The following is a 26166-nucleotide window of genomic DNA, read 5'->3' on the forward strand; positions in this document are numbered from 1 at the left end:
AACATGCGGAACGGCCCTCCACGCGCGGGTGGAGGGCCGTTCCGGTGCCGATCGCGTCAGGGGATCACGGCTTGAGGACCAGGGTGTCCTTCGTGCTCCCGTCGACCGCCTTGCCGGTGAAGGACCAGGGCAGCAGCTCGCCCTTGGCCCACTTGTCCGTCTGGTCGGTGTAGTGGGCGCTGAAGGCGTGACCCGAGGCGCCGGAGACGTTGATCCACTTGGACTTGTCCAGGTCGGCCAGGTTGACCACCATCCGCATGGACGGCACCCAGACCACGCCGTAGCCGCCCGCCGCGTTCCAGCCGGTGGCGTCGACCGTGGCCTCGCCGCCGCTGAGCTTCCAGGGGCCGCGGTTGAGCGCGTACCGCAGGACCTCGGGGCCGTCGGTGCCGAGCGTCTGGTTCTTCAGGAACAGCCGGTGCAGGCGGCCCCAGCTCCAGGTGTCGATGTCCTTGCCGAGCTTGGCGGTCAGCTCCCAGCGCGCGTCGATCATGGCGCGGGTGAACAGCTGGTCGCGGTTCTCGGCGGCCGGGCGGTTGCCCGCCTTCGGGGCCTTCCACCAGTCGCTGTCGGGCTTGTCCATCAGGGTGCGCACGACCTCGAACCAGCGGTCACCGCCGTCCGGCTGCGCCTGGTCGGCATCGCGCTGACCGCACTCGCGGACCTTGGTGGTGTCGTCCACCGGACCGGTGCTGCCGGCCCGCTCGACCCACAGGCACTGGCCCTTGACCCGCAGCTCCTTGGGGAGCTTGTCGCCGAAGGCCAGCTTGAGGATGTTGCGCCAGACCGCGTTGAAGTACGCGGCGGCGGCCGAGTCGGCGTCCTGGGTGTAGTCCCAGCCCTCCAGGAGCTTCTGCGCCTGGCGGACGTCCGGGTCGTCCAGGTTGAGCTTCAGCAGCTTGGGCACCAGCAGCCGCGCGATCTCGCTGCTGTTGTCCGTCTGCATCTGGCGCATGTCGTCGGTCGAGATCTTGCCGCCGTCCTTGATCTTGGACTCGATCAGGTCGGTGATGCGCTGACTGCGGGTGCCGTAGCCCCAGTCGGCGGTCAGGGTGTACGGGTACGTGGCCTTGTCGATCACGGCCTGGTTGGCGGTGACGATGTAGCCGCGCTTCGGGTTGAACTCGTACGGCAGCGCGTCCTGCGGGATGTAGCCGATCCAGCGGTACTTGGAGTCCCAGCCGGGGGCCGGGAGCGAGCCGTCGTCGGCCGCGGAGCGCGTGGGGATCTTGCCGGGCAGGGTGTAGCCGATGTTCTTCGCGTCGGCGTAGACCAGGTTCTGCGACGGCACGTCGAACAGGGCGGCGGCCGAGCGGAAGCTCTTCCAGTCGGACGCCTTGTCCATGGCGAACACGGCGTCCATGGAGGTGCCCGGCTGCAGCGCGGTCCACTTCAGGGCGACGCCGTAGCCGTCGCCGCGGTCGGGGGCGGCGGTGTCGACACCGGCCTTGCGGCCGACCTCGACCAGTTCGTCGTCACGGTCCGACAGCAGCGGCATCCCGTCGGCGGTCTGGCGCACGACGATCTTCCGGGACGGGCCGCCCGCGACCTTGATGGTCTCCTCGCGGGTGCGGAAGGGGCGGACCTTGCCGTCGTAGAGGTAGCCGTCGCCGGTGATCTTCTCCAGGTAGAGGTCGGTGACGTCCACCCCGGAGTTGGTCATGCCCCAGGCGATCTGGCCGTTGTGCCCGATGATCACACCGGGCATCCCGGCAAAGGTGTAGCCCGTGACGTCGTACTGGCACTTGCTGCTGACGGTCCGGCAGTGCAGGCCCATCTGGTACCAGACCGAGGGCAGCGTGGCGGACAGGTGCGGGTCGTTGGCGAGCAGCGGCTTGCCGGTGATCGTGTTGTCGCCGGAGACGACCCAGGAGTTGGAGCCGATGCCCTGGCCGTTGACGCCGACGGCGGTGGGGAGGTCGTCCAGGACCTTGGAGAGGCCCATGAGCTGGCTGGTGACGGCCGAGCCGGAGTTCGCGGTGGTGCCGGAGGCGGGTGCGCCGGAGGTGCCGGTGCTGGTGCCCGTGGAGCCGGTGGTGCCCTCCGTACCCGTCGCGCCCGTCGCGCCCGTGCTCCCGGTGGTGCCCGTCGTGCCGGTGGCTCCCGTTGCGCCCGAGGTGCCGCTGTCCCCGAAGGTCTTGGTCAGCTCGTCGTACTGGCCGTTCTGCACGATCGGCTTGTTCCGGCTGTACGGGTAGTCCGGGTAGAGGTCGCGGATCTGCTGCGGGCCGAGGCGGCTCGTCATCAGGGCGCGGTCGGCCTCGTCCCGCATGTTGCCGCGCAGGTCCCACGCCATCGCCTTCAGCCAGGACAGCGAGTCGACCGGGGTCCACGCCGAGGGCTTGTAGTCGTTGGTGAGGTTCAGGGCGGCGTACTCCAGGGAGATGTCCTTGCCGTCCTTGCCCTGGAGATAGGCGTTGACGCCCTTGGAGTAGGCGTCGAGGTACTTCTTGGTGGAGGCCGACAGCTTGGTGTCGTACTCCTCCTTGGCCACCCGGTCCCAGCCGAGCGTGCGCAGGAAGGCGTCGTTCTTGACCTGGCCCTTGCCGAACATCTCCGACAGGCGGCCGGAGGTCATGTGCCGGCGCACGTCCATCTCGTAGAAGCGGTCCTGCGCCTGGACGTAGCCCTGCGCCATGAACAGGTCGGCGTCGGAGGAGGCGTAGATCTGCGGGATGCCGTAGCCGTCGCGCTTCACGTCCACCGGGCCCGACAGGCCCTTGAGCGTGAGTGTGCCGCTCGTCTGCGGGAAGGAGGCGCGCACGGTGCTGACCGTCCAGTACGCACCGAAGGCGATGCCGCCGATGACGGCCAGAACCAGGACCAGCACGATAAGTCGGGCTTTGCGCCCCTTCTTCCTGCCGGACTTGCCAGGCTTGTCACCTGTTGTGGCGGTGGTGTTGGGGGGCATCGCTGTCCTTGCTGTCCTAACGCGAGCGGCAGGTCGGGCCATGACTTTGAATGAGCGCTGGAGCAACCATAGGCGCAGGGCCCCGAGCCACTTGACGCGGAGTCGGGAACTGGCGCGCACGGGCGTTCGATCTTGCCAAGGCGAGCGTCAAGGAAGCGTCAAGAGTTAGGTAAGGTAACGAAGTACTTGGGTGCGGTGCGCCGCAGCCTCGGGTCTTGTGTACTGAGCCCCGCCCCCGCGTCGGACGCGGGCCGAGGAAGGGAAGCGCCGCTGACTGTCCACCACCTCAACCAGCTCCTGCTCGCCTGCTCGCTCGTGCTCCTGGTCGCTGTCGCGGCCGTGCGGATCTCCTCGCGCAGCGGGCTCCCCAGCCTGCTCGTGTACCTGGGGATCGGCGTCCTCATGGGCTCCGACGGCATCGCGCACATCCATTTCGACAACGCCGGGCTGGTCCAGGTCATCGGGTACGCGGCCCTGGTCGTGATCCTCGCCGAGGGCGGTCTGGGCACGAAGTGGAAGGAAGTGAGACCCGCGCTGCCGTCGGCCTCCGTGCTGGCGACGCTCGGCGTCGCGGTCAGTGTCGGGGCCACGGCCGCGGGCGCGCACTATCTGGTCGGGCTGGAATGGCGGCAGGCACTGATCGTCGGCGCGGTGGTCTCCTCGACGGACGCGGCGGCCGTGTTCTCCGTGCTGCGGCGCATCCCGCTGCCCTCGCGCGTGACGGGCACGCTGGAGGCCGAGTCCGGCTTCAACGACGCCCCTGTGGTCATCATGGTCGTCGCCTTCTCCCAGGCGGGCCCGATCGACCACTGGTACGTGCTCCTCGGCGAGATCCTGCTGGAGCTGGCCATCGGCGCCGCCCTCGGTCTCGCGGTGGGCTTCCTCGGCTCCTGGGGGCTCCGGCACGTCGCGCTGCCCGCCTCCGGTCTCTACCCGATCGCCGTCATGGCCATCGCCGTCACCGCGTACGCGGCGGGTGCCCTGGCCCACGGCAGCGGCTTCCTCGCCGTCTATCTGGCCTCCATGGTGCTCGGCAACGCCAAGCTGCCGCACTGGCCGGCCACCCGGGGCTTCGCGGACGGGCTCGGCTGGATCGCGCAGATCGGCATGTTCGTGCTGCTCGGCCTGCTGGTGACCCCGCACGAGCTGGGCGACGACATCGTGCCCGCGCTGGTCATCGGCCTGGTGCTGACCATGGCGGCGCGTCCGCTGAGCGTGGTGCTGAGCCTGACGCCGTTCCGGGTGCCCTGGCAGGAGCAGGCGCTGATGTCCTGGGCGGGACTGCGCGGCGCGGTCCCCATCATCCTGGCGACGATCCCCATGGTGAGCGGCGTCGAGGGCAGCCGCCGCATCTTCAACATCGTCTTCGTCCTGGTCGTCGTCTACACCCTCGTCCAGGGCCCGACCCTGCCCTGGCTCGCCCGCAAGCTGCGGCTCGGCGAGGAGGGCGAGGCGTCCGACCTCGGGATCGAGTCGGCGCCCCTGGAGCGGCTGCGCGGCCATCTCCTCTCGGTCGCGATCCCGGAGGACTCCAAGATGCACGGCGTGGAGGTGGGCGAGCTGCGGCTGCCTCCGGGCGCCGCCGTCACCCTGGTGGTGCGCGACGGCAAGTCCTTCGTGCCCTCGCCGACGACCGTGCTGCGGCACGGGGACGAACTGCTGGTGGTCGCCACCGACCCGGTGCGCGACCAGGCCGAGCGGCGGCTGCGCGCGGTCACCAAGGGCGGCAAGCTGGCGGACTGGCTGGGGACGGGGCAGCCGGACGGCGGGCGGCCTCGGCGGTGAGGCGGGGCGCCTCCGGGGCATCGAGGGGTGCTGCGGGGATCGCGCGGCGGGCGCTGTGAGGGTGCCCGTTCTCACAGGCCGCGCGCCGGGTGCCCCCTGTACGATCAAGGCATCTGATCGAACCAACTCTGTCTGATCTGTCTGACGCAGAGCTGGCGCGACCGTATGGCGGCCGGAACGCCTCTTTCGTAGTGCAGCACCGGTATCTACCGCAGTCCCGCGCAAGAGGACAGCTCTCGGTGCCCCCCGCACGGGCGCGCTACCAGGCGGAAGAAAGGCACGGGCCGTGGAGTCCACGGTCACCACCGAGCCGGCCGAGCAGCGGCCGGCTCCGCCTCGTCCGGGCTACGGACAACTGCTGCGCACCCGGGGTGCCTGGACCTTCCTGGTCCCGGGCTTCGCCGCGCGCCAGCCGTTCGCGATGCTCACCATCTCCATCGTGCTGCTCGTACGGCACACCACCGGCTCGTACGGCGCCGCCGGGGCCGCCGCCGCCGTCACCGGCGTCTCCATGGCCCTCTGCGCGCCCTACGGCGGCCGTCTCGCGGACCGCTACGGACAGCGGGCCGTCCTGGTCCCCGGTGTCGTCGTGCACGCGCTGTCCGGGCTCGGCCTGACCGCGCTCGCCCTGTCGCACGCGCCCCTGTGGGCGCTGTTCGCGGCGGCCGTACCGACCGGTGCCTCGGTGCCGCAGGTCGGCCCCATGGTGCGCGCCCGCTGGGGCGTGAAGCTCCAGGGATCGCCGCTGATGAGCACGGCGGCGGCCTTCGAGTCCGTCACGGACGAGCTGACCTTCGTGGTCGGCCCCCTCCTCGCGACCGCCCTGTGCACGACGGTCACACCGTCCGCCGGTCTGGTCACCGAGGCGCTTCTGACACTGGTGGGCGGGCTGCTGTTCGCGGCACAGCGCGGGACGCAGCCCTCCGTGGACGCGCACGGCGCCGACGAGCACGCGCGCGTGACGCACACGTCCGCCCTGCGGGTGCCCGGTGTGCGCGTGCTGATCGTGACGTTCCTCGGCATCGGGGCGGTCTTCGGCGGGATGCAGGTCTCGCTGGCCGCGTTCACCGAGTCGATCGGCGAACCGGGTCTGAACGGCGTCCTGTACGGCGTCTTCGCGGCGGGCAACATGCTCTCCGGCTTCGTCTGCGGCGCGATCGCCTGGCGGGCCACGCCCCGGCGGCGGCTCGCGGTGGGGTATGCGGGGCTCGCGCTGACCGCGTCCGCGCTGTGGACGGCGCACTCGCTGCCGCTGCTTGCCGGGCTCGGCCTGCTGGTCGGCGTCTGCATCGCGCCCGCGCTGATCACCGGCTACACGCTGGTCGAGGCGCTTGTACCGGCCGGTGCCCGCACCGAGGCGTTCACCTGGCTGACCGGTGCGGTCGCGCTGGGCCAGGCGGCGGCCGTCACCGTCGCCGGACAACTGGAGGACCGGCTGTGGGGCGGGGCCGGTTTCCTGGTGCCGATGGCCGGTACGGTGCCCGCGCTGGCGACGCTCCTGCTGCTGCGTTCGCGGCTCGTGCCCCGGCCGGTGAACCGTACGGTGGCACGTGGCGTGGGTCACCGCGCGCCGGTCGCGGTGGACTGATCCCCGGGAATGCGTCAAGATGGACCGTCGTTAGCACTCATTGAGTGAGAGTGCCAGGAGGAAGACAGTGCCGACCTATCAGTACCAGTGCAAGGACTGTGGCGAGGGCCTTGAGGCGGTGCAGAAGTTCACCGACGACGCCCTGACCGAGTGCCCCAGCTGCGGTGGCCCCCTGAAGAAGGTGTTCTCCGCGGTCGGCATTGTCTTCAAGGGCTCCGGCTTCTACCGCAACGACTCGCGTGGCGCGACGTCGAGCAGCAGCCCGGCCTCGAAGCCGTCGTCCTCGTCGTCGTCCGACTCGAAGGCGTCGTCGTCTTCGTCCACGTCGTCTTCGACGTCCTCGTCGTCCTCGTCCGGCTCCGCCGCCTGAGAACCGCGCCTTTCCGACCCTGCCGTCCGGCCTGCCGTGACGGTGGGGTCTTCGGCGTTCCCGGGGGCGGTCTGTCCTTGTGCGCGTGACGTTCCCGAACCGTTCCCGATGGTCCCTGGGGCGGGTTTCCGGGTCCGGCTAGGGTGCTCGGCATGGCGAACGCAGAGATCGGCGTAATCGGCGGCTCGGGTTTCTACTCCTTCCTGGAGGACGTGACCGAGGTCCGGGTGGACACCCCCTACGGGGCGCCCAGCGACTCCCTCTTCCTCGGCGAGATCGCCGGCCGGCGGGTCGCCTTCCTGCCCCGGCACGGCCGGGACCACCACATCCCCCCGCACCGCATCAACTACCGCGCCAATCTGTGGGCGCTGCGCTCCGTCGGGGTCCGCCAGGTCCTCGGCCCGTGCGCGGTGGGCGGGCTGCGCCCGGAGTACGGCCCCGGCACGCTGCTGGTGCCGGACCAGCTGGTGGACCGCACCAAGTCACGGGAGCAGACCTACTTCGACGGGCTGCCGCTGCCCGACGGCACGGTGCCCGAGGTGGTGCATGTGTCGCTGGCCGACCCCTACTGCCCCACCGGTCGGGCCGCCGCGCTGAAGGCGGCGCACGGCCGCGACTGGGCGGCGGTGGACGGCGGCACGCTGGTCGTGGTCGAGGGTCCGCGCTTCTCCACCCGCGCCGAGTCGCTGTGGCACCAGGCGCAGGGCTGGTCGGTGGTGGGCATGACCGGGCATCCCGAGGCGGCCCTCGCCCGTGAGCTGGAGCTGTGCTACACCTCGCTGACCCTGGTCACCGACCTCGACGCGGGCGCCGAGACCGGCGAGGGCGTCTCCCACGAGGAGGTACTGCGGGTGTTCGCGGCCAACGTGGACCGGCTGCGCGGGGTGCTGTTCGACGCGGTGGCGGCGCTCCCGGCGACGGAGGAGCGGGACTGTCTGTGCGTGGGGGCGCTGGGTGGGGTGGAGCCGGGGTTCGTGCTGCCGTAGGGGCTTCCGGGGCGGGGATCTCCTCGTTCGGGTGACGGAGTTTTCCACAGGCGCCCCGGCCGTTCACAGGCTCTGACGGGCCTCGGCGAAAGCCGTCATCGTGGGGAGCGCAAGCAGCCGATTCCCTCGTAGCAGGCGGTGATCCCGATGTCCTCGGCCAACCTGGCTTCCTCCCCCGTCTCTCCCCCGCGCCCGTCGCGCCCAGCGCGCCCGGCGTTCCGTGTCCCGCGCCCGCCGGGCACGGACGTTCCCGCGACCCGTGAGGTCCCCGCCTTCGCGCCGGTGTGCGTACGCGGCGGTGGGTACGCGGCGCGGCAGCTGCTGCGGAGCCGCAGGCGGGCGGTCGCGGCGGGCCTGGCGGTGACGGCGGCGGCGCTGGTCGCGGCGGGTCCACGGGCGGTGTCCGGACCGCAGGGCGCCGAGCGCCCACGGGGGCGTCCGGTGGCGGAACCGGCGCCCCGGCACGGCCCGGCGGAGCTGGTGCGGGCACCGGTGCGGATCGCGGACGCGGCGGCCGTCCGGCTGCTGCGGCCCGGCGACCGGGTCGATGTGATCGCCGCCGAGGACCGGCCGACGGGCGGCGGCGCCCACGTCCTGGCGCGGGGCGCGCGGGTGACGCGGCTGCCGGAGCCGCTGGGTGACCCCGAGGACGGGGTGGGCGCGGGCGGGGTGAGCGCGGGCGGTGCGCTGGTGGTGCTGGCCGTGCCCCGTGCGACGGCGGCCCGGCTGGTGGGCGCTAGCCCCTCGGCGCGGCTGGCGGTGACGCTATGGTGAACGGCCCGCGTCCTCTGCCCGCAGGCGCGCTGTCAAGTCGCTCGATCGAGCGACGGGATTGGACACGATGGCCGCGCGGTGCCGTAGGTTGCGGAGCGCTTTGTTCCACAACCTGTGCACATGAGGAGAGTCACCGAGGTGAGCAAGACGAAGAAGGAAGCCGCGAGCGTTCTGGACGGCTTCAAGGCGTTCCTGATGCGCGGCAACGTCATCGACCTGGCGGTCGCGGTGGTCATCGGGGCCGCCTTCACGAACATCGTCAACTCGGTGGTGAAGGGCGTCATCAACCCGCTGGTCGGCGCGTTCGGTTCGCAGAACCTGGACCACTACAGCGTGTGTCTGAAGGACCCGTGCGAGATGGCCGCGGACGGCACGGTCAAGAGCGGTGTGCCGATCCTGTGGGGCTCGGTCGTGGGCTCCGCGCTGCAGTTCCTGATCACCGCGGCGGTGGTCTACTTCCTGATGGTGCTGCCGATGGCCAAGTATCTGGCCCGCCAGGAGGCCCGCAAGAAGGCCCGCGAGGGCCAGGCGGCGAACGAGCCGACCCCGGTGACCGAGGTGGACGTCCTCCAGGACATCCGCGACCTGCTGGTCGCCCAGCGCAACGGCAGCGCGGACGGCGCGGTCACCCAGCAGCGCACCGCCGGGCCGGACGGGCGCTGACGGAGCTTTTCCGTACCGCTCAGAAGTGGTGGGGCGGCTTCTCGTCGAGGAAGCGCTTCAGGTCGGCGGCGCTGTCGCCGACCGGGCGCTCGCCCCACCCCCGGTCGGTGTCGTCGGAGGACTGCTGGTTCAGCGGGTCGTCGAAGACGAGCGCGGCCTTGGGGTCGCGCGGCTCGGGTGCGGGGGCGCTGCTCATGCCACCAGGGTACGGCCGCCCCGCCCCGGCATCGTTCGGCGACCACCGAACCGACCGGTTCCTAGGCTCCCGCCATGAACACGATGACACCGTCCGACCAGGTGACCTCCGACCATGTGACCATCGAGCCGAGCATCCTCTACTTCGGGACACCGGTGGTGCTCCTGACCACGGAGAACGAGGACGGCTCGGTCAACCTCGCCCCGATGTCCTCCGCCTGGGCGCTCGGCCGGACGGTCGTCCTGGGGCTCGGCCGCGAGGGCCAGACCGCGCGCAACCTGAGCAGCCGCCCGGACCTGGTGATCAGCCTGCCCGGCCCGGAGCAGTGGCGGGCGGTGGAGCGCCTGGCCCCGCTGACCGGCCGCTGTCCGGTCCCGCCGACGAAGGCGAAGGGCTGCCGGTACGAACCGGACAAGTTCGCCGCCTCAGGTCTGCGCCCGGAGCCCTCCCATCTGGTCCGCCCACCCCGGGTGGCGGAGTGCCCCCTCCAGCTGGAGGCTCGCGCCGAGCGCGTTCGGCCGGACGTCTCGGGCGACCACCTGATCGTGGAGACCCGGGTCCACAAGGTCCACGCGGCCCCCCGCCTCCTCGTCCCGGGCAGCCAGCACATCGACCCGGCCGCCTGGAGCCCGTTGATCTACAACTTCCGCCACTACTTCGGCCTGGGTCCGGAGCTGGGCCACTCGTATCGCACGCAGACGCCCCGGGACACGGCGGCCGTGGAAGCGGTGTGAGTCCGGGGGCGCCGGGTCAGACTGAGGGGCATGGCGGCTGACGCGGTGAGTGATGTCGGGGGTGTGCGGGTCGGGCATGCCACGCGGGACGGGGACGGGTGGCTGACCGGGGTGACCGTCGTGCTGGCACCGGAGGGCGGTGCCGTCGCCGCCGTGGATGTGCGCGGGGGCGGGCCGGGCACCAAGGAGACCGACGCGCTGGACCCGCGCAACGTGGTGCGGACGGTGGACGCCCTCGTGCTCACCGGCGGGAGTGCCTACGGGCTCGACGCCGCGTCCGGGGTGATGGCCTGGCTGGAGGAGCGGGGGCGCGGGGTGCGGGTCGGGGCGGACCCGGCGCATGTCGTGCCGGTCGTGCCCGCGGCCTGTCTCTTCGATCTGGGGCGCGGCGGGGACTTCCGGGCCCGGCCGGACGCGGCGCTGGGACGCGAGGCGGTCGAGGCCGCCGCGGCGAGTGAGCCGGGCGCCGGGGTGCCCGAGGGGTGTGTGGGCGCGGGGACCGGGGCCGCCGCCGGGGTGCTCAAGGGCGGGGTCGGCAGTGCGAGCACGGTGCTGGAGTCGGGGATCACGGTGGGCGCGCTCGCGGTGGTGAACGCGGCCGGGTCGGTGCTGGAGCCCGAAACCGGCTTGCTGTACGGGGAGTTGTTCGAGGGGAGGCTGACGTGTCCGGAGCGGTCGGTGCACGAGGCGGCGCGGCGGCGGCTGGCCGAGGTGGCCGCGCGGAACCCGGAGCCACCGCTCAACACCACGCTCGCGGTGGTCGCGACCGATGCCGACCTGACCAAGGCGCAGGCGCAGAAGCTGGCGGGCACCGCGCACGACGGCATCGCCCGGGCCGTACGGCCGGTGCATCTGCTGCACGACGGCGACACGGTGTTCGCCCTGGCGACCGGCGCCCGGCCGCTCGATGCCGGGCGGCCCCTGGCGCTCAACGAAGTCCTCGCGGCGGGCGCGGATCTGGTGACGCGCGCGATCGTGCGCGCCGTGCGCGCTGCGCGCCCGGTGGCCGGTCCGGGCGGCGAGTGGCCGTCGTACGAGGAGCTGTACGGGAACGGGGCGCGGGCGGAGTGATCCGGTAACGCCCGCTTTTTCCAAGGCGGTTGGGGCTGCCGTGACAGAAGAAACGGACGGATTTTTTTCACGGAGGCCCAGCTCACGGGAACCATCCGGGCGCGAGCGGCGTTTACCTGAAGTACGTTTCTCGGTTCCCGGGCACGATGTCCGACCGAGGGGCTACGGTATGCACCCACCAGGTGACATGCAGCGACGCCGGGAGAAACCTTGAGCGTTCCGTACGAGACGGCGGAGTACGAGTCCGCCGAGTCGCCCGAGTCTCCCGAGGAGCACCTCGAGCGGCTCCTCGGCCGCACCCTGAACTCCTTCGAGCTGCCCGACGAGGTGATACGCGTACTCGACTGCGCGCTGGCGCACGACAGTTCGCTGCACTCCGCGCACCACAGCGCGGGGCTGCACCGCGAGACGTACCGCCACACCTGGCTCCTCGCGGACGGCTCGGCGGTCACCCTGTGGGAGCTGGTCCACAACACCGCCCCGGGCGGTGACGCCCAGCACGAGGTGTACATCGACGAGGAGGAACTGCAGACCGCGACCGCGCGTCTCGCGCTTCCCCAGGAGACCCCCGACTTCGAACTGCCGCTGCTGGCCGAGCTGTCGGCGGTCCCCGAGCCCCGCCATGTGTATGTCGCGGACAACTCGGCGGACCACGCCCGAAGGCTGCTGCGCCGCGCGGAGAACCCGGACCGCCCGGACGCGGAGACGGCGGCGCTGCTCGCGACGACCGCCGCGCACCAGATCACCCAGGCTTTCGGCCGCCCCGGCCGCAAGACCGCGCGGGCCGGGCTGAGCTTCGCGCTGTACGAGCACGCGTTCCTGCTGCGGGACGGCCGGGAGGTCTCCCTGTGGGAGGTCGAGCACACGGCGACGCCGGACGGGCGGCACATGTGCGAGGTGTACACGAGCCAGGACGCCGCCCGGGACGCCATGGAGCGGCGGGCGGCGGCGCACGGCTGACGGTTCGGCCCCGCCGGACACCCCTGAGAACCCGAGAATCCCGAGAACCCTGAAAACCCCGTAGGCCCCGGGCAGCGGAAAGGCGTCACGGCCCGGGACTCGGAGGTCCGGGCCGTGACGCCTCGCGTCGAAGGCGGCAGCCGTCAGGCGGCTATCGGCTGCTTCGCGTTCCCCGTGTCCCGCGCCGGGGTCTCGGCGGAGCCGGAGGCCGCGTCCCCGGGCTGCTTGCGGGTGCCCTTGAGGAGGATCACCAGGGCGGTGCTGACGCAGACGCCTGCGGCGATGGCGACCAGGTAGAGGAACGCGTTGCCGATCAGCGGGACCACGAAGATGCCGCCGTGCGGGGCGCGCAGGGTCGCGCCGAACATCATCGACAGCGAACCGGTGACCGCGCCGCCGACCATCGCGGACGGGATGACCCGCAGCGGGTCGGCCGCCGCGAACGGGATCGCGCCCTCGGAGATGAAGGAGGCACCGAGGACCCAGGCGGCCTTGCCGTTCTCGCGCTCGGTCGGGGTGAAGAGCTTGCCGCGCACGGTGGTGGCCAGAGCCATCGCCAGCGGCGGGACCATGCCGGCCGCCATCACCGCGGCCATGATCTTCATCGCGGAGTCGCTGGGGCTGGCGACGGCGATACCGGCGGTGGCGAAGGTGTAGGCCACCTTGTTGACCGGGCCGCCGAGGTCGAAGCACATCATCAGGCCGAGAAGGGCGCCGAGCAGGATGGCGTTGGTGCCGGTGAGGCCGTTGAGCCAGTCGGTCATGCCCTTCTGGGCGGCGGCGATGGGCTTGCCGATCACCACGAACATCAGGAAGCCGACGATCGCCGAGGAGATCAGCGGGATCACCACCACCGGCATGATGCCGCGCAGCGCCGCCGGGATGTTGACCCGCTGGATCGCCATCACCACGCCACCGGCGATCAGACCGGCCGCGAGGCCGCCGAGGAAGCCCGCGTTGATGCTGAGCGAGATCGCGCCGCCGACGAAGCCGGGCACGAGTCCGGGGCGGTCGGCCATGCCGTAGGCGATGTAACCGGCGAGGACCGGGACCAGGAAGTTGAAGGCCATGCCGCCGATCTGGAACAGCAGCGCGCCCCAGCTGTCGGCCTGGGTCCACACGAAGTGGTCCATGACGGAGGGGGCCTTGTTGACCGTCCAGCCGCCGATCGCGAAGCCGAGGGCGATGAGCAGACCGCCCGCGGCGACGAACGGGACCATGTAGCTGACGCCGGACATCAGCCACTTGCGGAGCTTGGTGCCATAGCCCTCGGTGGAGTCGCCCGCGCGTTCCACGGGGGTTCCTCCGGCCGCGCCCGCCGGAGCGGTCCTCTCGCCGCGTTCCGCCTTGGCGCGGACCTCGGTGATGAGGTCGGCGGGGCGGTTGATGCCCGCCTTCACGCCGACGTCCACGGTGGGCTTGCCCGCGAAGCGGTCCTTCTCGCGCACCGGCACGTCATGGGCGAAGATCACGGCGTCCGCCGCCGCGATCACGGCCGGGTCGAGCCGGGTGAAGCCCGCCGAGCCCTGCGTCTCCACGACCAGCTCGACGCCCGCCTCGCGGCCCGCGTTCTCCAGCGACTCGGCCGCCATGTAGGTGTGGGCGATACCGGTGGGGCAGGAGGTGACGGCGACGATACGGAAGGGCGGCGCCTGCGGAGCGGCCTCGGCAGGGGTTCCCGCCTCCGGGGCTGCCTCCGGGGCCTTTTCCGTGGCCGTCGCGGCCTTACTACCCGCCGCGGCGTCGGCGGAGGCCGCCGCCGACGCCGTGGCGGTGTCCTCGGGGGCGCTCGCCGCGCCCTCCACACCCCCGGCACCCTTCGCCGCAGCCGCCGGAGGCTCCTCGCCCCGGATCAGCGCAGCCGCCGTACCCGGGTCGGAGACCGCCCGCAGCGCGTCGGTGAACTCGGTGTTCATCAGCTGGCGCGCCAGCGAGGAGAGGATCGTGAGGTGGGCGTCGTCGGCGCCCGCCGGGGCGGCGATCAGGAAGATCAGGTCGGCCGGGCCGTCCGCCGCGCCGAAGTCGATCCCGGCCGCGCTGCGCCCGAAGGCGAGCGTCGGCTCGGTGACGTGTTCGCTGCGGCAGTGCGGGATGCCGATGCCGCCGTCCAGGCCGGTCGGCATCTGCGCCTCACGGGCGGCCACGTCGGCGAGGAAGCCCTCCAGGTCGGTCACCCGGCCCTGGGCCACCATCCGTTCGGCGAGGGCGCGCGCCGCCGCTTCCTTGCTCTCGGCGGACAGGTCGAGGTCGACCAGATCCGCGGTGATCATCTCGCTCATCGCGGGCTCCTTTGCTCGCGTATCGCCCGGGGCGTGGGGTGGGCGTGACGGGGGACGAGGGTGGTGCTGTGGGGGAAGCAGGGGTGGATCGGGGCGGGCACGGCACCGGCCGCCCGGGGGGATCGTCGAGCGGAGAACGCGGCCTTCATGGCCCCGGCCCCCTCGATGCGGCGGTGCTCATGACACCGGCTCCCTGAGCGGTCGGTCGGACGGGATGTCCGCCGTGACCGTCACACCCGCCGGGTCCAGATCGGCGGGCGTCGGCATCACACTGCCGGGCAGCTGCACGGCGGCGGCGCCGTGCGCGACGGCGGAGGCCAGGGCCTCCGGGCCACTGCCGCCCGCTATCAGGAAACCGGCGAGCGAGGAGTCACCGGCGCCGACGTTGCTGCGTACGGCGTCGACGGGCGCGGTCGCGAACCAGGCGCCGTCGCCGTCCACGAGCAGCTGGCCGTCGGCGCCGAGGCTGGCGAGCACGGCACGGGCGCCCATCGCGCGCAGTTCCTCGGCGGCCTTGACCGCGTCGCCCACGGTGAGCAGCGGGCGTCCGACGGCCTCGGACAGTTCCTCGGCGTTGGGCTTGACCACGTCGGGCCGGGCGCGCAGGGCCTCGGACAGCGCGGGCCCCGAGGTGTCCAGGGCGATGCGCTTGCCCGCGGCGTGCGCCCGGGTGACGAGGTCGGCGTACCAGGCGGGGGCCAGACCCCGGGGCAGGCTGCCGCAGCAGGCGATCCAGTCCGCGCCGTCGGCGTGCGCGCGGACGGTGTCGAGCAGCGACTCCTGCTCGTCCGGGGAGAGTTCGGGCCCCGGCGCGTTGATCTTCGTGAGGACGCCGTCGGCCTCCGCGAGCGCGATGTTGGACCGGGTGGCCCCGGCGATCGGCACCGGGGCGACCTCGATGCCCTGCGCGTCGAGCAGCTCGGAGATGAGCGCGCCGGGGGCGCCGCCCAGGGGCAGTACGGCGACGGTGCGCCGTCCGGCGGCGGCCACGGCCCGCGAGACGTTCACGCCCTTGCCGCCCGGGTCCATGCGCTCGCCGGAGGCGCGGATGACCTCGCCGCGCTCCAGGGCGGGGACCTCGTAGGTGCGGTCCAGCGACGGGTTCGGGGTGACGGTGAGGATCATGCGCGTACTACTTCCGTGCCGCCGCGCTCGATGGCGGTCGCGTCGTCGGGGCTCAGCCCGCTGTCGGTGATCAGCAGGTCCACGTCGTCAAGACCGGCGAAGCGGGCGAAGTGTTCCTGGCCGTGCTTGGCGGAGTCCGCGAGGAGGACGACCCGGCGCGCGGCGGCGACGGCCGCGCGCTTGACGGCGGATTCCGCGAGGTCGGGGGTGGTCAGACCGTGCTCGGCGGAGAAGCCGTTGGCGGCGACGAAGGCCACGTCGGCGCGGATCTCGCCGTAGGCGCGCAGCGCCCAGGCGTCCACGGCCGCGCGGGTACGGTGCCGGACCCGGCCGCCGATCAGATGCAGCTGGATGCCCGGGTGGTCCGCGAGGCGGGCGGCGATGGGCAGGCTGTGGGTGACGACGGTGAGCGAGGACTCCAGCGGGAGCGCGGCGGCCAGGCGGGCCACCGTCGTACCGGCGTCGAGGATCACCGTGCCGTCGACCGGCAGTTCGGCGAGGGCCGCCTTGGCGATGCGGTCCTTCTCGTCGGCGGCGGTGGACTCGCGCTCGGTGAGGTCGGGCTCGAAGTCGAGACGGCCTGACGGGATGGCCCCGCCGTGCACCCGGCGGACCAGGCCCGCGCGGTCGAGGGCCTTCAGGTCGCGGCGGATCGTCTCGGCCGTGACCTGGAACTCCTCGGCCAGCGACAGCACGTCCACCCGGCCGCCCTCACGGGCGAGCCGGAGGATCGCCTGCTGCCGCTCCGGTGCGTACATCTCCGCCGCCTCCGCGTCGTCTCCGGCCGGTCGTCCGGTCGTCGTACGGTCCACTCGTCTCGTCCCACGCGTCCGGCCATCGCCATTGATGCCCGAACGTGTGGTTTCACTCGGAGGCTACGCCGGGATTTCCGGAAAGTAAACGGGTTCGGACTTTATTCGGGCATGAACGGACTCCCGGGCGGACAGGAACGGACCCGCTCGGGGAAAGCGGCCAGCCCCTGTCCTCCTTCTCGGTCATCCTCGACCCATGACGACGGACACCCCGGCCCGGCTCCTGCGCCTCCTCTCCCTCCTCCAGAGCCCGCGCGAGTGGCCCGGCGGCGAGCTGGCGGACCGGCTCGGGGTCTCGCGCCGCACCGTGCGCCGGGACGTCGAGCGGCTGCGCGAGCTGGGCTACCCGGTGCGGGCCACGCTGGGCGCCGAGGGCGGGTACCGGCTGGTCGCGGGCAAGGCGATGCCCCCGCTGCTGCTCGACGACGAGGAGGCCGTGGCCATCGCGGTCGGGCTGCGCGCCGGGGCCGGGCACGCGGTGGCGGGCATGGACGAGGCGTCGGTACGGGCGCTCGCGAAACTGGAGCAGGTGCTGCCCGCCCGGCTGCGCCACCGCGTGACCACCCTCCAGGCCGCGACCACCCCGCTGACCGGCGGCGACGGCCCGACCATCGCGCCGGAGACGCTGACCGCGCTGGCCTCGGCGGTCACCGGGCGCGAACGGCTGCGGTTCGCCTACCGCGCCGGGGACGGCGGCGAGTCCCACCGCCTGACCGAGCCGTACCGCCTGGTGTCCACCGGGACGCGCTGGTACCTCGTCGCCTACGACCTGGAGCGCGAGGACTGGCGCACCTTCCGCGTGGACCGGCTGAGCGAACCCTTCGCCACGGGGGCCCGCTTCACTCCCCGGGACCTCCCCGAGGGCGGAGTGGAGGAGTATCTGCGCCGCTCGATCCGGCACCACCAGGACAGCTACGCCTTCACCGTCCGCTTCACCGACGCGCCCGAGACGGTCGCCGCCCGGCTGCCCAAGTGGCTTGGTTCGCTGGAGAGTTACGGGGACGGCGGCTCGGTGCTCACGGGCACGAGCAGCGAGCCGGTGGAGTGGCTGGCGGTACGACTGGGGCTCGCGGGGTACGAGTTCACGGTCCTGGAGCCGGAGGAACTGGTGCTGTGCGTACGGGAGTTGGGCGGGCGCCTGAGCCGGGCGGCGGGCACTCCCACCCCGTAGCGCCCCTCAACTCCTAGCCCTCCCCCGGCTCTTCCTCCCAGTCGAACCCCGCCAGCGCCTCCAGGTTGCGCAGAGCCAGCGCGGCCGGGCCCGTGGCGCCGGTGTGCGGGGCGGCGGTCTGGGCCCAGGACTCGACGGCGACCCGCACGGCCGCCCCCGCGACGGCGGCGGCGAAGCGGAGCCGGGGGGTGAGGGGGGCGGGCCCGGTCTCGGCGGGGGCGGACCCGGCAACGTTGTCGGAGCCGTCCACCGGGCCGCTTCCCGGCTCCGCCGTCCGCCGCTCCGCCAGTACCCGCGCCAGTTCCTCCTCCGCCTCCTGGCAGACCTCCGCCCACACCTTGCGCAGGGCGGGACCGGTGTGGGCCATGCGGATGAGGGTGCGGGCCCACTCCCAGGTGGAGGCGGAGACGCCGCTGCCGGGGGCGAGGGTGTGCTCGACCGCGTGGCGCAGCGCCTCGGGGATGGTGAGGTGGGCCGGGGCGGTGCGGACCGCCTCGGTCCAGCAGGCGGCTCCGGCCGCGTAGAGCGGGGCGACCGCCTCTTCCTTCGAGGCGAAGTAGCGGTAGAAGGTGCGCGGGGCGATGCCCGCCGCCTGGGCGATGTCCTCGGCGCGGGTGGTCTTCAGGCCCTGCCGGACGAACAGGGTGGCCGCCGCGCGGGCGATCTCCATGCGGGTCTCGGCCTTCCGGCGCTCGGTCAGGGACGCCGAGGGCGAGGCCGGAAAACGCTGCCGGTGTGCTGTGGTGCCGGTGGTGCCGGTGGTACGGGTGGTGCTCACGTCGGCAGGCTATGCCCCTGTGGCAGAATCTGCCATTCGGTGGGCCACCCCGCGGTTCAGGTGCGGGGTGGCCCGCCTCTCCGGCGATCCGCCGACGGTGAGAGCCCCCACGAGAAGAGTCTCGCCCCGTCCCGTCCCACGCAAAAGCCGGGCCCGGCGCCTGGGGGGATAGGCGCCGAGCCCGGCTGGGGAGTCCCGGCGCCGGGGGGGGATGGCGCCGGAACTGGCTCATATGTGGTGCGTGGGGGAAGTGCGGCCGGACCAGGTGGGGAGTGCGGCCCCGGGAGCTGTCGAACTCCTGGGCCCGGAAGGGTTGTTCCCCCGGGGCCGGGCGTTGAAGCGGCGGTACCGCGCCATGTTGGCGCGGCGCGCCCTCCGCCGCCCGGCACACTCCCCGGCGATCAGGCGGCGGCGTCGAAGCCGGTGTCGCGGGCCAGCTTCTTCAGTTCGAGCAGCGCGTGCTTCTCGATCTGGCGGATGCGCTCGCGGGTCAGACCGTGCTCCTTGCCGACCTCGGTGAGGGTGCGCTCGCGGCCGTCCTCGATGCCGTACCGCATCTTGATGATGGAGGCGGTGCGCTCGTCCAGACGGCCGATCAGGTCGTCCAGCTCCTCGCGGCGCAGCAGGCTGAGCACCGACTGCTCCGGGGAGACCGCCGAGGTGTCCTCCAGCAGGTCGCCGAACTGGGTCTCGCCCTCGTCGTCCACCGACATGTTCAGCGAGACCGGGTCGCGGGACCAGTCGAGCACGTCCGTGACGCGCTCCGGCGTCGAGCCCAGCTCCGCGGCGATCTCCGCGGGCTCCGGCTCGCGGCCGTGCTCCCGGTTGAACTCGCGCTGGACACGGCGGATACGGCCCAGCTCCTCCACCAGGTGGACGGGGAGCCGGATGGTGCGGGACTGGTCGGCTATGGAACGGGTGATGGCCTGCCGGATCCACCAGGTGGCGTACGTCGAGAACTTGAAGCCCTTGCGGTAGTCGAACTTCTCGACCGCGCGCACCAGGCCCGCGTTGCCCTCCTGGATCAGGTCGAGCAGGGGCAGGCCGCTGCGCGGGTAGCGCCGGGCCACGGCCACGACCAGGCGGAGGTTGGAGCGGATGAAGACGTCCTTGGCCCGCTCGCTCTCCTCGACCAGCGTCTCCAGTTCCTCGCGGGTCGCCGCGGCGGTGGTCTCCTCCACCCCGTCGAGCACCTGCCGCGCGAACACACCCGCTTCGATGGCCTGGGACAGCTCGACCTCCTTGGCGGCATCGAGGAGCGGCGTGCGCGCGATCTCGTCGAGGTACATGCCGACCAGGTCCCGGTCGGCTATCTCGCCGCTGTGGACGCGAACGCTGCTTGCCGAGTCGGCCGTCTCGCCGGTGACCGACCTACGACGGGCGACGGCACGGGTTGCCATGCGTGCTCCCTTGCGATTGGGCGGGTGGGTCCTGAAATGAACGCTCAGCACTCCCGGGACTCTCTCTCGGGACTCTCCTCGAGTGCCCTGCATCTGTGGGAAACAACGACTGGAATCCGGACAGAATTCCCCACCCACCCCCCGAATTTCCTGATCATGCAGTACCCTGCGGAGCCGCACAGGGAAGGCGACGGTGACCGGACGCACGGAGGCGCAGGTCAGACCCGGCACGGCGGCCGATCTCGGCGCCCTCACGGACCTCTACAACCACTACGTCCGTGAGACGGCCGTCACATTCGACACGGCGGAATTCACCCAGGAGGGCCGACGGCCCTGGCTGCTCTCCCACCCGGAAGACGGCCCGTACCGCTTGATGGTTGCCACCGAACCGCACTCACAGCGGATTCTGGGGTACGCCACGTCCAGCCCGCACCGCCCCAAGGCCGCCTACGCGACCTCGGTGGAGACCTCGGTGTATCTCGCCCCGGAGGCGACCGGGCACGGGGTCGGCAGCCTGCTCTACACCGCCCTCTTCGCCGCGCTGGCGCAGGAGGACGTGCACCGCGCCTACGCCGGGATCGCGCTGCCCAACGAGGCGTCCGTCCGGCTGCACACCCGCTTCGGCTTCCGGCACCTGGGCACCTTCGGCGAGGTGGGCCGCAAGTTCGGCCGCTACTGGGACGTGGCCTGGTACGAGAAGGCGCTGCCGGGCCGCTGAGACCGCCGGGCGAGCGCTCAGCCGAACTGCAGCGACCGCTTCGCCAGCCCCATCCAGAAGCCGTCGATCACCGAGCGCGGCCCGTCCAGGTCGCCGTCGGCCGCGCCCATGGTGACGAAGAGCGGCGCGAAGTGCTCGGTGCGGGGATGGGCGTAGCGCCCGGCCGGTGAGGTGGCCTGGAAGTCGAGGAGCGCGTCCCAGTCGCGGGCCTGAAGCGCCCGCCTGCCCCAGTCGTCGAACTCGGCGGACCAGCTCGGCACGCCCGTGTGGCGCAGGGCGGCCAGGTTGTGGGTGAAGAAGCCGGAGCCGACGATCAGCACCCCCTCGTCGCGCAGCGGGGCCAGCTTGCGCCCGAGGTCCATCAGGCGGGCCGGATCGAGGGTGGGCAGGGAGACCTGGAGGACGGGGATGTCGGCGTCCGGGAACATCTCGACGAGCGGGACGTAGGCGCCGTGGTCCAGCCCCCGGTCGGGGATGTCCTGGACGGGCGTGCCGGGGGCGCGGAGCAGCTTGCGGACGGAGTCGGCCAGCTCGGGGGCGCCCGGGGCGTCGTAGCGGACGCGGTAGTAGTGCTCGGGGAAGCCCCAGAAGTCGTAGACCAGCGGGACGGTGCGGGTGGCGCCGAGGGCGAGCGGGGCCTCCTCCCAGTGGGCGGAGACGACGAGGATCGCGCGGGGCCGGGGCAGCTCCGCGGACCAGGCGGCGAGCTGGCCGGGCCAGACGGGGTCGTCGGCGAGCGGCGGCGCGCCGTGGCTGAGGTAGAGCGCGGGCATGCGGTCCGGGTGGGTGGACTCCGGCCGGACGGCGGCGGACTCGGCGGCAGACATGGCGGCGGCTCCCGGTGGATCGGTCCCCCTGAGAGGAATGCTTTAACTCTCAAGCTTTACGGAAACAGCGTACGTCTTGGTTGTTCAACTTTCAAGAACGCGCCTCGTACAGTGGGACGCATGAACACGGCATCGGACCCCGCCGACCGGCACCGCTGGCTCACCGACGAGGAACAGCGCGTCTGGCGCTCCTATCTGCACGCCACGACCCTCCTGGACGACCATCTCGACCGGCAGCTCCAGCGCGACGCCGGAATGCCGCACATGTACTACGGCCTGATCGTCAGCCTCGGCGAGGCACCGCGCCGCAGGCTGCGGATGACCGAGCTGGCCCGGAAGTCGAAGATCACCCGCTCCCGGCTCTCGCACGCCATCGCCCGCCTGGAGAAGAACGGCTGGGTGCGCCGCGAGGACTGCCCCTCCGACAAGCGCGGCCAGTTCGCGGTGCTCACCGACGAGGGCGCCGAGGTGCTGCGCCGGACCGCCCCGGGCCATGTGACCGCCGTACGGCAGGCGCTGTTCGACCGGCTCACCCCGGAACAGCAGAAGACCCTCGGCGAGATCATGCAGATCGTCGCCGAGGGCCTTCAGCCGAGCGAAGCGGGTGCCGACCTGCCCTGGCTGCGCTGAGCCGGGCAGGCCCTCCTCACGTCAGTGCGCCGGGGTCAGTGCGCGACCACCGGGATCTGCGCCTCGTCCGCCGCGCCCGCACCGTCGCCGGAGGCCACCTTGGCGGAGCCCGGACGCCCGGCGTTGACGAAGGTGAACGCGATCAGCGAGGCCAGCGCCAGGATGCCGACCGCGCACCAGATCGCCGTGCTGTAGCCGTGCACCATGCCCTGGAGCTGGACCAGCTGCGCCTGCGGCTTGGAGGCCGCACCGGCGATGTGGTCCTTGATGTACGACGTGGTCGCGGACGCGGCGATGGTGTTCAGCAGGGCGGTGCCGATCGCGCCGCCCACCTGCTGCGAGGTGTTGACCATCGCGGAGGCCACACCGGCGTCGCGGGGCTCGACACCCATGGTCGCCAGCGACATCGCGGGCATGAACGCCGTACCCATGCCGAGGCCGAGCAGCACCATGGCGGGCAGCAGGGTCGCGGCGTACGAGGAGTCGATCTTCAGCTGGGTCAGCAGCAGCATGCCGACACCGGCGACGAAGAAGCCGGGGCCCATCAGGAAGCGCGCCGGGACGCGGGTCATCAGGCGGGCGCCGATCTGGGTCGAGCCGGTGATCATGCCCGCGACCATGGGCAGGAACGCGAAGCCGGTCTTGACCGGGGTGTAGCCCTTCACGATCTGCAGGTAGTAGGTCAGGAAGAGGAACAGGCCGAACATGCCGATGATGGCAAGGCCGAGCGAGAGGTAGATGCCACCGCGGTTGCGGTCGGAGACCACACGCAGCGGGAGCAGCGGGGCCTTGACGCGGGCCTCGACGGCGACGAACGCGAGCAGCAGCACGGCGGAGGCGACGAACATGCCGATCGTCAGGCCGTCGCCCCAGCCGTCGGACTCGGCGCGGGTGAAGCCGTAGACCAGGGCGACCAGGCCCAGGGTCGAGAGGATGACGCCGGGGATGTCCAGCGGGGAGCGGTTGCGCCCGCCCTCCGGCTCACGGATGACGAACCAGGCGCCGAGCGCGGCGACGACGGCGAACGGGACGTTGACGAAGAAGGTCCAGCGCCAGTCCAGGTACTCGGTGAGGAAGCCGCCGAGGATCAGGCCGACGGCACCGCCGCCGCCCGCGATGGCGCCGTAGATGCCGAACGCCTTGGCGCGCTCCTTGGCGTCCGTGAACATCACGGCGAGCAGGGAGAGCGCGGCCGGGGCCAGCAGGGCGCCGAAGACACCCTGGAGGGCGCGGGCGCCGAACATCATGACGCCGCTGGTGGCGATGCCGCCCAGCGTGGAGGCGGCGGCGAAGCCGATGAGACCGATCAGGAAGGCGCGCTTGCGGCCCCACTTGTCGGCGATACGGCCGCCGAAGAGCAGCAGGCCGCCGAAGGCGAGGGCGTAGGCGGTGACGACCCACTGCCGGTTGCCGTCGGAGATGCCGAGGTCGCGCTGGGCGGACGGCAGGGCGATGTTCACGATGGTGGCGTCGAGGACGACCATCAGCTGGGCGAGCGCGATGAAGACGAGCGCCTTCCAGCGGTTGCTGTCGCCGCCGGGCGCGGCGACGGGAGCCTTGTCGGCTGTCTGAGACATGGGGGTACCCACTCCGGTACTTCGTGAGGATGAGACTCGTGAGGATGCGTGCGCCTCGCGGGCGATCCGTACGGCGCTGTACGGGCGAAAGGCGTGCGGTATCGGCGGCGCGCCCTCGGGGCGGCCGTAGGCATGCGGGGTCGCGGAGCCGGGGCGCGGGCCCGGCCGGACCGGTCGGTCAGGCGGTCAGATCGGTTCGGTCAGGGCCGGCGCAGGTCCTCCATGGTCACGGCCGTACCCGGCAGGACGGAGCGGGCCGGGGCCCGCAGACCGTCCAGGAACAGCTGAAGATGGCGGTGGACGAAGCGGTCGACGCTGAAGCAGGCCGCACCGGCCGGGGGCCGGCTGAGCTGCGCCGCGGCGACCAGCAGGTCACCGACGCCGACATCGGTCCGCAGCTGACCGGCGGCCTTCGCGCGGTCCATGATCTCCGCGACCAGTCCCTCGATCCGTCGGCGCGCGGCCTCCAGATCGGGGTGGTCGTGGTCGAAGTCGCTGGAGATCATCGGACACAGCGCGCTGATCCGCTCCTCGGCGGCGGTGTGCACGAAGCGCTCCAGCGCGGCGAAGGCGTCGCCGGTCTCCGCGAGGGCCTGCTCGGCCGCGCGGGCCGTGCGGTCCATCACGGAGCAGACGACCTCGCGGGCCAGGGCGTCGCGGTCCGGGAAGTTGCGGTACAGCGTGGCGTTGCCGACACCGGCCCGGCGGGCGATCTCGTCGAGCGGCACGTTGAGGCCGTGTTCGACGAACGTCTCGCGGGCGGCGGTGACGATCCGCTCCCTGTTGCGCAGCGCGTCGGCACGGGGCCGGGACGCCTTGCGGGCGGGGGCTGCGGTCTGCACGGCGAACTCCACTTCGAAAGGGTCGGGCGGTGGACACAGGGTTAAACGGGGAGAGGTTCCCCGGTTATTTCCCCTCGCGGGACTTTCCGGCTGTGACCTGAGTCACCCGCCTCTCCGACCCCTGTCCCACTTGCCGCGATTCACCCCCAGCCTATGTGATTCACACCCGCTCGTACGGAAATCCCACGATCGGTCTCTCCCAGCGCGCGCCCCCCGCACCGCCGACACAGGGTGAGCGCAAGGGCGCAGTCGGAGACGGGCGGCTGCCGTGGAGCGAGAGGTCCCTGCATGCAGCCGCAGTCGCCCCGCCGCATACGCTCGCGCCGCGCGGCTGCCCTGGCCTCCGTGACGGTCCTGACCTTCGCGGTCAGCACCTCGGCCGGATCCGGGCAGCTCACGGCGCACAGCTCCGCGGGCCCCACGGGCCTCACCCGCACCAGCGCCGCCCTGGCACCTTGCATGATCCACGGCGGCTCCGACGTCCAGATGACTGAGGGCGTGCCCACCACGGGCGGCTACTCCCGCTCCACCGGCACCGTCCACGCGCTGACCCTGATGATCGACTTCCCCGACGCCAAGGGCCGGGGCAGCGCGCTCGACCGCTTCCACGAGTTCTTCCCGCAGACCCAGGAGTGGTTCCGCAAGGCGTCGTACGGCCGCCTCGACTACCGGCCCGAGACCCCGATCACCCACTGGCTGCGGATGCCGAAACCGTTCAAGGACTACGGCATAGAACGCGGCGCCCCCTTCGACCCCGGCTACCGGGACCTGGTCCACGACATCGTGGCCGCCGCCGACCCCGAGGTGGACTTCCGCTCGTACGACCTGCTGAACGTCCTGGTCACCCCGAACGCCGGGCCCTCCGCCCTGGACACCGTGCTCTCCGTGACCTTCGCGGGCAACGGCGACGCCCCGGTCGCCGACGGGGCGCCCCTGGCCAACGCGTCCTTCGTCTACTCCCGCCAGGACGACGGCTCCGGCACCTACGACAAGACCGGCTACCGGGTCCTGCCGCACGAGAACGGCCACACCTTCGGACTGCCCGACCTCTACACCCAGGACGGCGGCAGCTCGGTCGGCCACTGGGACATCATGAGCGAGGACTGGGGGGCCAACAACGACCTGCTCGGCTGGCACAAGTGGAAGCTCGGCTGGCTCGACACCTCCCAGGTCGCCTGCGCGACGACCAAGGGCAGCGCGGAGTTCACCCTGACCCCGCTGCACGAGAAGGGCGGCGGCAAGCTGATCCTGGTCCCCTTCGGCAGAAGCACCGCGTACGCGCTCGAGCTGCGCACCGAGGGGGGCAACGACGAGGACGTGTGCGGTCCGGGCATCCTCGTCTACAAGGTGGACGCCGACGTCGACACCGGCCGGGGCCCGGTGACCGTCGCCGACGCCCACCCCGACAGCGGCGGCTGCACCCGCAGCCCCAACGTCCAGGCCGAACTCTCCGACGCCCCCTACACCCCGGGCGAAACCTTCAAGGACCCCAAACACGGCATCACCGTGCAGGTCACCAGCACGGACGCGACCGGAAAGTACCGGGTACGGGTGACCCGGACGAAGGGGGTACCGGAGGGGACGGGGGCGGCGGGGGCGGTACCGGAGAGGCTGGGGCGCAGGTGATCTCCGGCGGGCGGTGACGCCGTTGTCGACGAGATCAAGTAACGCGCTCCGGCCCCGAGTTGATCCGTCCCCCGCACGCCGCCCCACCCCGCACCCCTCGATCCGCTACCCTGTCATGGGCAGCCACAACGTGGCCGCCCACACCCTTGCCGGAGCGACACCGCTCCCCAAGGCCCCGCCTTCGTAGCTCAGGGGATAGAGCACCGCTCTCCTAAAGCGGGTGTCGCAGGTTCGAATCCTGCCGGGGGCACAGACCTGAAGCGCAGGTGTGAGCGCTGGAAGGCCCCCGTTCCGTTCGGACGGGGGCCTTTCGCTCTTTCCGTGGTCGGGCTTCGAGGGGTGT

At 72.1% G+C, this 26166-nt stretch carries 23 protein-coding genes and 1 tRNA gene; 14 read left to right on the top strand and 10 right to left on the bottom strand.

What is annotated here, in order from left to right:
• Nucleotides 1–64: 64 nt before the first annotated feature.
• Nucleotides 65–2911, bottom strand: coding sequence for a penicillin acylase family protein (locus tag B079_RS0123085; protein WP_026248983.1), 2847 nt, complete (start codon nt 2909–2911; stop codon nt 65–67).
• Nucleotides 2912–3106: 195 nt separating this feature from the next.
• Between B079_RS0123085 and B079_RS0123090 the strand changes: the two genes are divergently transcribed.
• The 6 genes from B079_RS0123090 to mscL all read left to right on the top strand — a co-directional run bounded on the left by B079_RS0123090 (nt 3107) and on the right by mscL (nt 9077).
• On the top strand, nt 3107–4696 hold the full coding sequence (locus B079_RS0123090) for a potassium/proton antiporter (protein WP_051095259.1): 1590 nt from the start codon (nt 3107–3109) through the stop codon (nt 4694–4696).
• 286 nt (nt 4697–4982) lie between these two features.
• Nucleotides 4983–6284 (top strand): MFS transporter, encoded by a 1302-nt coding sequence (locus B079_RS0123095; RefSeq protein WP_018548215.1) that lies wholly within the window; start codon nt 4983–4985, stop codon nt 6282–6284.
• Nucleotides 6285–6351: 67 nt separating this feature from the next.
• Nucleotides 6352–6654 carry an FmdB family zinc ribbon protein gene (locus B079_RS34230; RefSeq protein WP_026248985.1) on the top strand — a complete coding sequence of 101 codons (303 nt, stop codon included), beginning with the start codon at nt 6352–6354 and terminating at the stop codon, nt 6652–6654.
• Nucleotides 6655–6806: 152 nt separating this feature from the next.
• Nucleotides 6807–7640, top strand: a complete 834-nt coding sequence (locus B079_RS0123105) for an S-methyl-5'-thioadenosine phosphorylase (protein WP_018548217.1) — start codon at nt 6807–6809, stop codon at nt 7638–7640.
• Nucleotides 7641–7787: 147 nt separating this feature from the next.
• A complete protein-coding gene (locus B079_RS0123110) occupies nt 7788–8414 on the top strand; it encodes a hypothetical protein (RefSeq protein WP_037801867.1) in 627 nt (208 codons plus the stop codon).
• Nucleotides 8415–8534: 120 nt separating this feature from the next.
• Nucleotides 8535–9077: a large conductance mechanosensitive channel protein MscL gene (mscL, locus tag B079_RS0123115; protein ID WP_037801815.1), complete on the top strand. Its 543-nt coding sequence runs from the start codon at nt 8535–8537 to the stop codon at nt 9075–9077.
• Nucleotides 9078–9096: 19 nt separating this feature from the next.
• Here mscL and B079_RS35570 read toward each other — a convergent pair whose 3' ends face one another.
• On the bottom strand, nt 9097–9273 hold the full coding sequence (locus tag B079_RS35570; RefSeq protein ID WP_018548220.1) for a hypothetical protein: 177 nt from the start codon (nt 9271–9273) through the stop codon (nt 9097–9099).
• 74 nt (nt 9274–9347) lie between these two features.
• On the opposite strand from B079_RS35570, the gene B079_RS0123125 reads away from it, so the two are divergent.
• The 3 genes from B079_RS0123125 (at nt 9348) to B079_RS0123135 (ending at nt 12038) form a co-directional block, all read left to right on the top strand.
• A complete protein-coding gene (locus B079_RS0123125; protein ID WP_026248987.1) occupies nt 9348–10007 on the top strand; it encodes a flavin reductase family protein in 660 nt (219 codons plus the stop codon).
• Nucleotides 10008–10037: 30 nt separating this feature from the next.
• Nucleotides 10038–11078, top strand: coding sequence for a P1 family peptidase (locus tag B079_RS0123130; RefSeq protein ID WP_026248988.1), 1041 nt, complete (start codon nt 10038–10040; stop codon nt 11076–11078).
• A gap of 210 nt (nt 11079–11288) precedes the next feature.
• Nucleotides 11289–12038: a DUF6227 family protein gene (locus B079_RS0123135; RefSeq protein WP_018548223.1), complete on the top strand. Its 750-nt coding sequence runs from the start codon at nt 11289–11291 to the stop codon at nt 12036–12038.
• A gap of 143 nt (nt 12039–12181) precedes the next feature.
• Here the strand turns inward: B079_RS0123135 and B079_RS0123140 are convergent, their stop codons facing one another.
• The 3 genes from B079_RS0123140 to B079_RS0123150 form a co-directional block, all read right to left on the bottom strand.
• Nucleotides 12182–14317: a PTS fructose transporter subunit IIABC gene (locus B079_RS0123140; protein ID WP_018548224.1), complete on the bottom strand. Its 2136-nt coding sequence runs from the start codon at nt 14315–14317 to the stop codon at nt 12182–12184.
• A gap of 177 nt (nt 14318–14494) precedes the next feature.
• Nucleotides 14495–15442, bottom strand: coding sequence for a 1-phosphofructokinase (gene pfkB, locus B079_RS0123145; RefSeq protein WP_018548225.1), 948 nt, complete (start codon nt 15440–15442; stop codon nt 14495–14497).
• The gene (locus B079_RS0123150; protein WP_026248989.1) at nt 15439–16200 is read right to left on the bottom strand and encodes a DeoR/GlpR family DNA-binding transcription regulator; all 762 of its coding nucleotides are present in this window, start codon (nt 16198–16200) and stop codon (nt 15439–15441) included. The genes pfkB and B079_RS0123150 overlap by 4 nt, the downstream gene beginning before the upstream one ends.
• A 250-nt stretch (nt 16201–16450) precedes the next feature.
• Here B079_RS0123150 and B079_RS0123155 point away from each other — a divergent pair, with 250 nt between their 5' ends.
• Nucleotides 16451–17425, top strand: coding sequence for a helix-turn-helix transcriptional regulator (locus tag B079_RS0123155; RefSeq protein WP_018548227.1), 975 nt, complete (start codon nt 16451–16453; stop codon nt 17423–17425).
• 13 nt (nt 17426–17438) lie between these two features.
• Here the strand turns inward: B079_RS0123155 and B079_RS0123160 are convergent, their stop codons facing one another.
• Together B079_RS0123160 and B079_RS0123165 are read right to left on the bottom strand one after the other, a co-directional pair.
• Nucleotides 17439–18095, bottom strand: coding sequence for a TetR/AcrR family transcriptional regulator (locus B079_RS0123160; RefSeq protein WP_026248990.1), 657 nt, complete (start codon nt 18093–18095; stop codon nt 17439–17441).
• Nucleotides 18096–18604: 509 nt separating this feature from the next.
• A complete protein-coding gene (locus B079_RS0123165) occupies nt 18605–19603 on the bottom strand; it encodes a sigma-70 family RNA polymerase sigma factor (protein ID WP_026248991.1) in 999 nt (332 codons plus the stop codon).
• Nucleotides 19604–19796: 193 nt separating this feature from the next.
• Here B079_RS0123165 and B079_RS0123170 point away from each other — a divergent pair, with 193 nt between their 5' ends.
• Complete coding sequence (locus B079_RS0123170; RefSeq protein WP_018548230.1) at nt 19797–20321, top strand: GNAT family N-acetyltransferase; 525 nt, start codon at nt 19797–19799, stop codon at nt 20319–20321.
• A 17-nt stretch (nt 20322–20338) separates the two neighbouring features.
• Here B079_RS0123170 and B079_RS0123175 read toward each other — a convergent pair whose 3' ends face one another.
• The gene (locus B079_RS0123175) at nt 20339–21148 is read right to left on the bottom strand and encodes a dioxygenase (RefSeq protein ID WP_018548231.1); all 810 of its coding nucleotides are present in this window, start codon (nt 21146–21148) and stop codon (nt 20339–20341) included.
• A 120-nt stretch (nt 21149–21268) separates the two neighbouring features.
• Here B079_RS0123175 and B079_RS0123180 point away from each other — a divergent pair, with 120 nt between their 5' ends.
• Nucleotides 21269–21778, top strand: a complete 510-nt coding sequence (locus B079_RS0123180; protein WP_018548232.1) for a MarR family winged helix-turn-helix transcriptional regulator — start codon at nt 21269–21271, stop codon at nt 21776–21778.
• A 35-nt stretch (nt 21779–21813) separates the two neighbouring features.
• Here the strand turns inward: B079_RS0123180 and B079_RS0123185 are convergent, their stop codons facing one another.
• Together B079_RS0123185 and B079_RS0123190 are read right to left on the bottom strand one after the other, a co-directional pair.
• Complete coding sequence (locus B079_RS0123185) at nt 21814–23355, bottom strand: MFS transporter (protein WP_018548233.1); 1542 nt, start codon at nt 23353–23355, stop codon at nt 21814–21816.
• A 200-nt stretch (nt 23356–23555) separates the two neighbouring features.
• Entirely contained in the window at nt 23556–24197 is a 642-nt protein-coding gene (locus tag B079_RS0123190; protein ID WP_026248993.1) for a TetR/AcrR family transcriptional regulator, read from the bottom strand.
• Nucleotides 24198–24485: 288 nt separating this feature from the next.
• Here B079_RS0123190 and B079_RS32605 point away from each other — a divergent pair, with 288 nt between their 5' ends.
• Complete coding sequence (locus tag B079_RS32605; protein WP_018548235.1) at nt 24486–25823, top strand: M6 family metalloprotease domain-containing protein; 1338 nt, start codon at nt 24486–24488, stop codon at nt 25821–25823.
• Between the two features lie 177 nt (nt 25824–26000).
• Nucleotides 26001–26073 (top strand) — tRNA-Arg (locus B079_RS0123200).
• Nucleotides 26074–26166: the final 93 nt, after the last annotated feature.

The sequence above is a fragment of the Streptomyces sp. LaPpAH-108 genome (assembly GCF_000373625.1).
In the GTDB taxonomy this organism is placed as follows: Bacteria; Actinomycetota; Actinomycetes; order Streptomycetales; family Streptomycetaceae; genus Streptomyces.

Bases quoted from the DNA above. Each gene is read 5' to 3' on its own strand.
- B079_RS0123085 (WP_026248983.1), bottom strand. From the start codon at position 2,911: ATGCCCCCCAACACCACCGCCACAACAGGTGACAAGCCTGGCAAGTCC.
- B079_RS0123105 (WP_018548217.1), top strand. From the start codon at position 6,807: ATGGCGAACGCAGAGATCGGCGTAATCGGCGGCTCGGGTTTCTACTCC.
- B079_RS0123110 (WP_037801867.1), top strand. From the start codon at position 7,788: ATGTCCTCGGCCAACCTGGCTTCCTCCCCCGTCTCTCCCCCGCGCCCG.
- mscL (WP_037801815.1), top strand. From the start codon at position 8,535: ATGAGGAGAGTCACCGAGGTGAGCAAGACGAAGAAGGAAGCCGCGAGC.
- B079_RS35570 (WP_018548220.1), bottom strand. From the start codon at position 9,273: ATGAGCAGCGCCCCCGCACCCGAGCCGCGCGACCCCAAGGCCGCGCTC.
- B079_RS0123125 (WP_026248987.1), top strand. From the start codon at position 9,348: ATGAACACGATGACACCGTCCGACCAGGTGACCTCCGACCATGTGACC.
- B079_RS0123130 (WP_026248988.1), top strand. From the start codon at position 10,038: ATGGCGGCTGACGCGGTGAGTGATGTCGGGGGTGTGCGGGTCGGGCAT.
- B079_RS0123140 (WP_018548224.1), bottom strand. From the start codon at position 14,317: ATGAGCGAGATGATCACCGCGGATCTGGTCGACCTCGACCTGTCCGCC.
- pfkB (WP_018548225.1), bottom strand. From the start codon at position 15,442: ATGATCCTCACCGTCACCCCGAACCCGTCGCTGGACCGCACCTACGAG.
- B079_RS0123150 (WP_026248989.1), bottom strand. From the start codon at position 16,200: ATGTACGCACCGGAGCGGCAGCAGGCGATCCTCCGGCTCGCCCGTGAG.
- B079_RS0123155 (WP_018548227.1), top strand. From the start codon at position 16,451: ATGACGACGGACACCCCGGCCCGGCTCCTGCGCCTCCTCTCCCTCCTC.
- B079_RS0123160 (WP_026248990.1), bottom strand. From the start codon at position 18,095: ATGGAGATCGCCCGCGCGGCGGCCACCCTGTTCGTCCGGCAGGGCCTG.
- B079_RS0123165 (WP_026248991.1), bottom strand. From the start codon at position 19,603: ATGGCAACCCGTGCCGTCGCCCGTCGTAGGTCGGTCACCGGCGAGACG.
- B079_RS0123175 (WP_018548231.1), bottom strand. From the start codon at position 21,148: ATGTCTGCCGCCGAGTCCGCCGCCGTCCGGCCGGAGTCCACCCACCCG.
- B079_RS0123180 (WP_018548232.1), top strand. From the start codon at position 21,269: ATGAACACGGCATCGGACCCCGCCGACCGGCACCGCTGGCTCACCGAC.
- B079_RS0123185 (WP_018548233.1), bottom strand. From the start codon at position 23,355: ATGTCTCAGACAGCCGACAAGGCTCCCGTCGCCGCGCCCGGCGGCGAC.
- B079_RS32605 (WP_018548235.1), top strand. From the start codon at position 24,486: ATGCAGCCGCAGTCGCCCCGCCGCATACGCTCGCGCCGCGCGGCTGCC.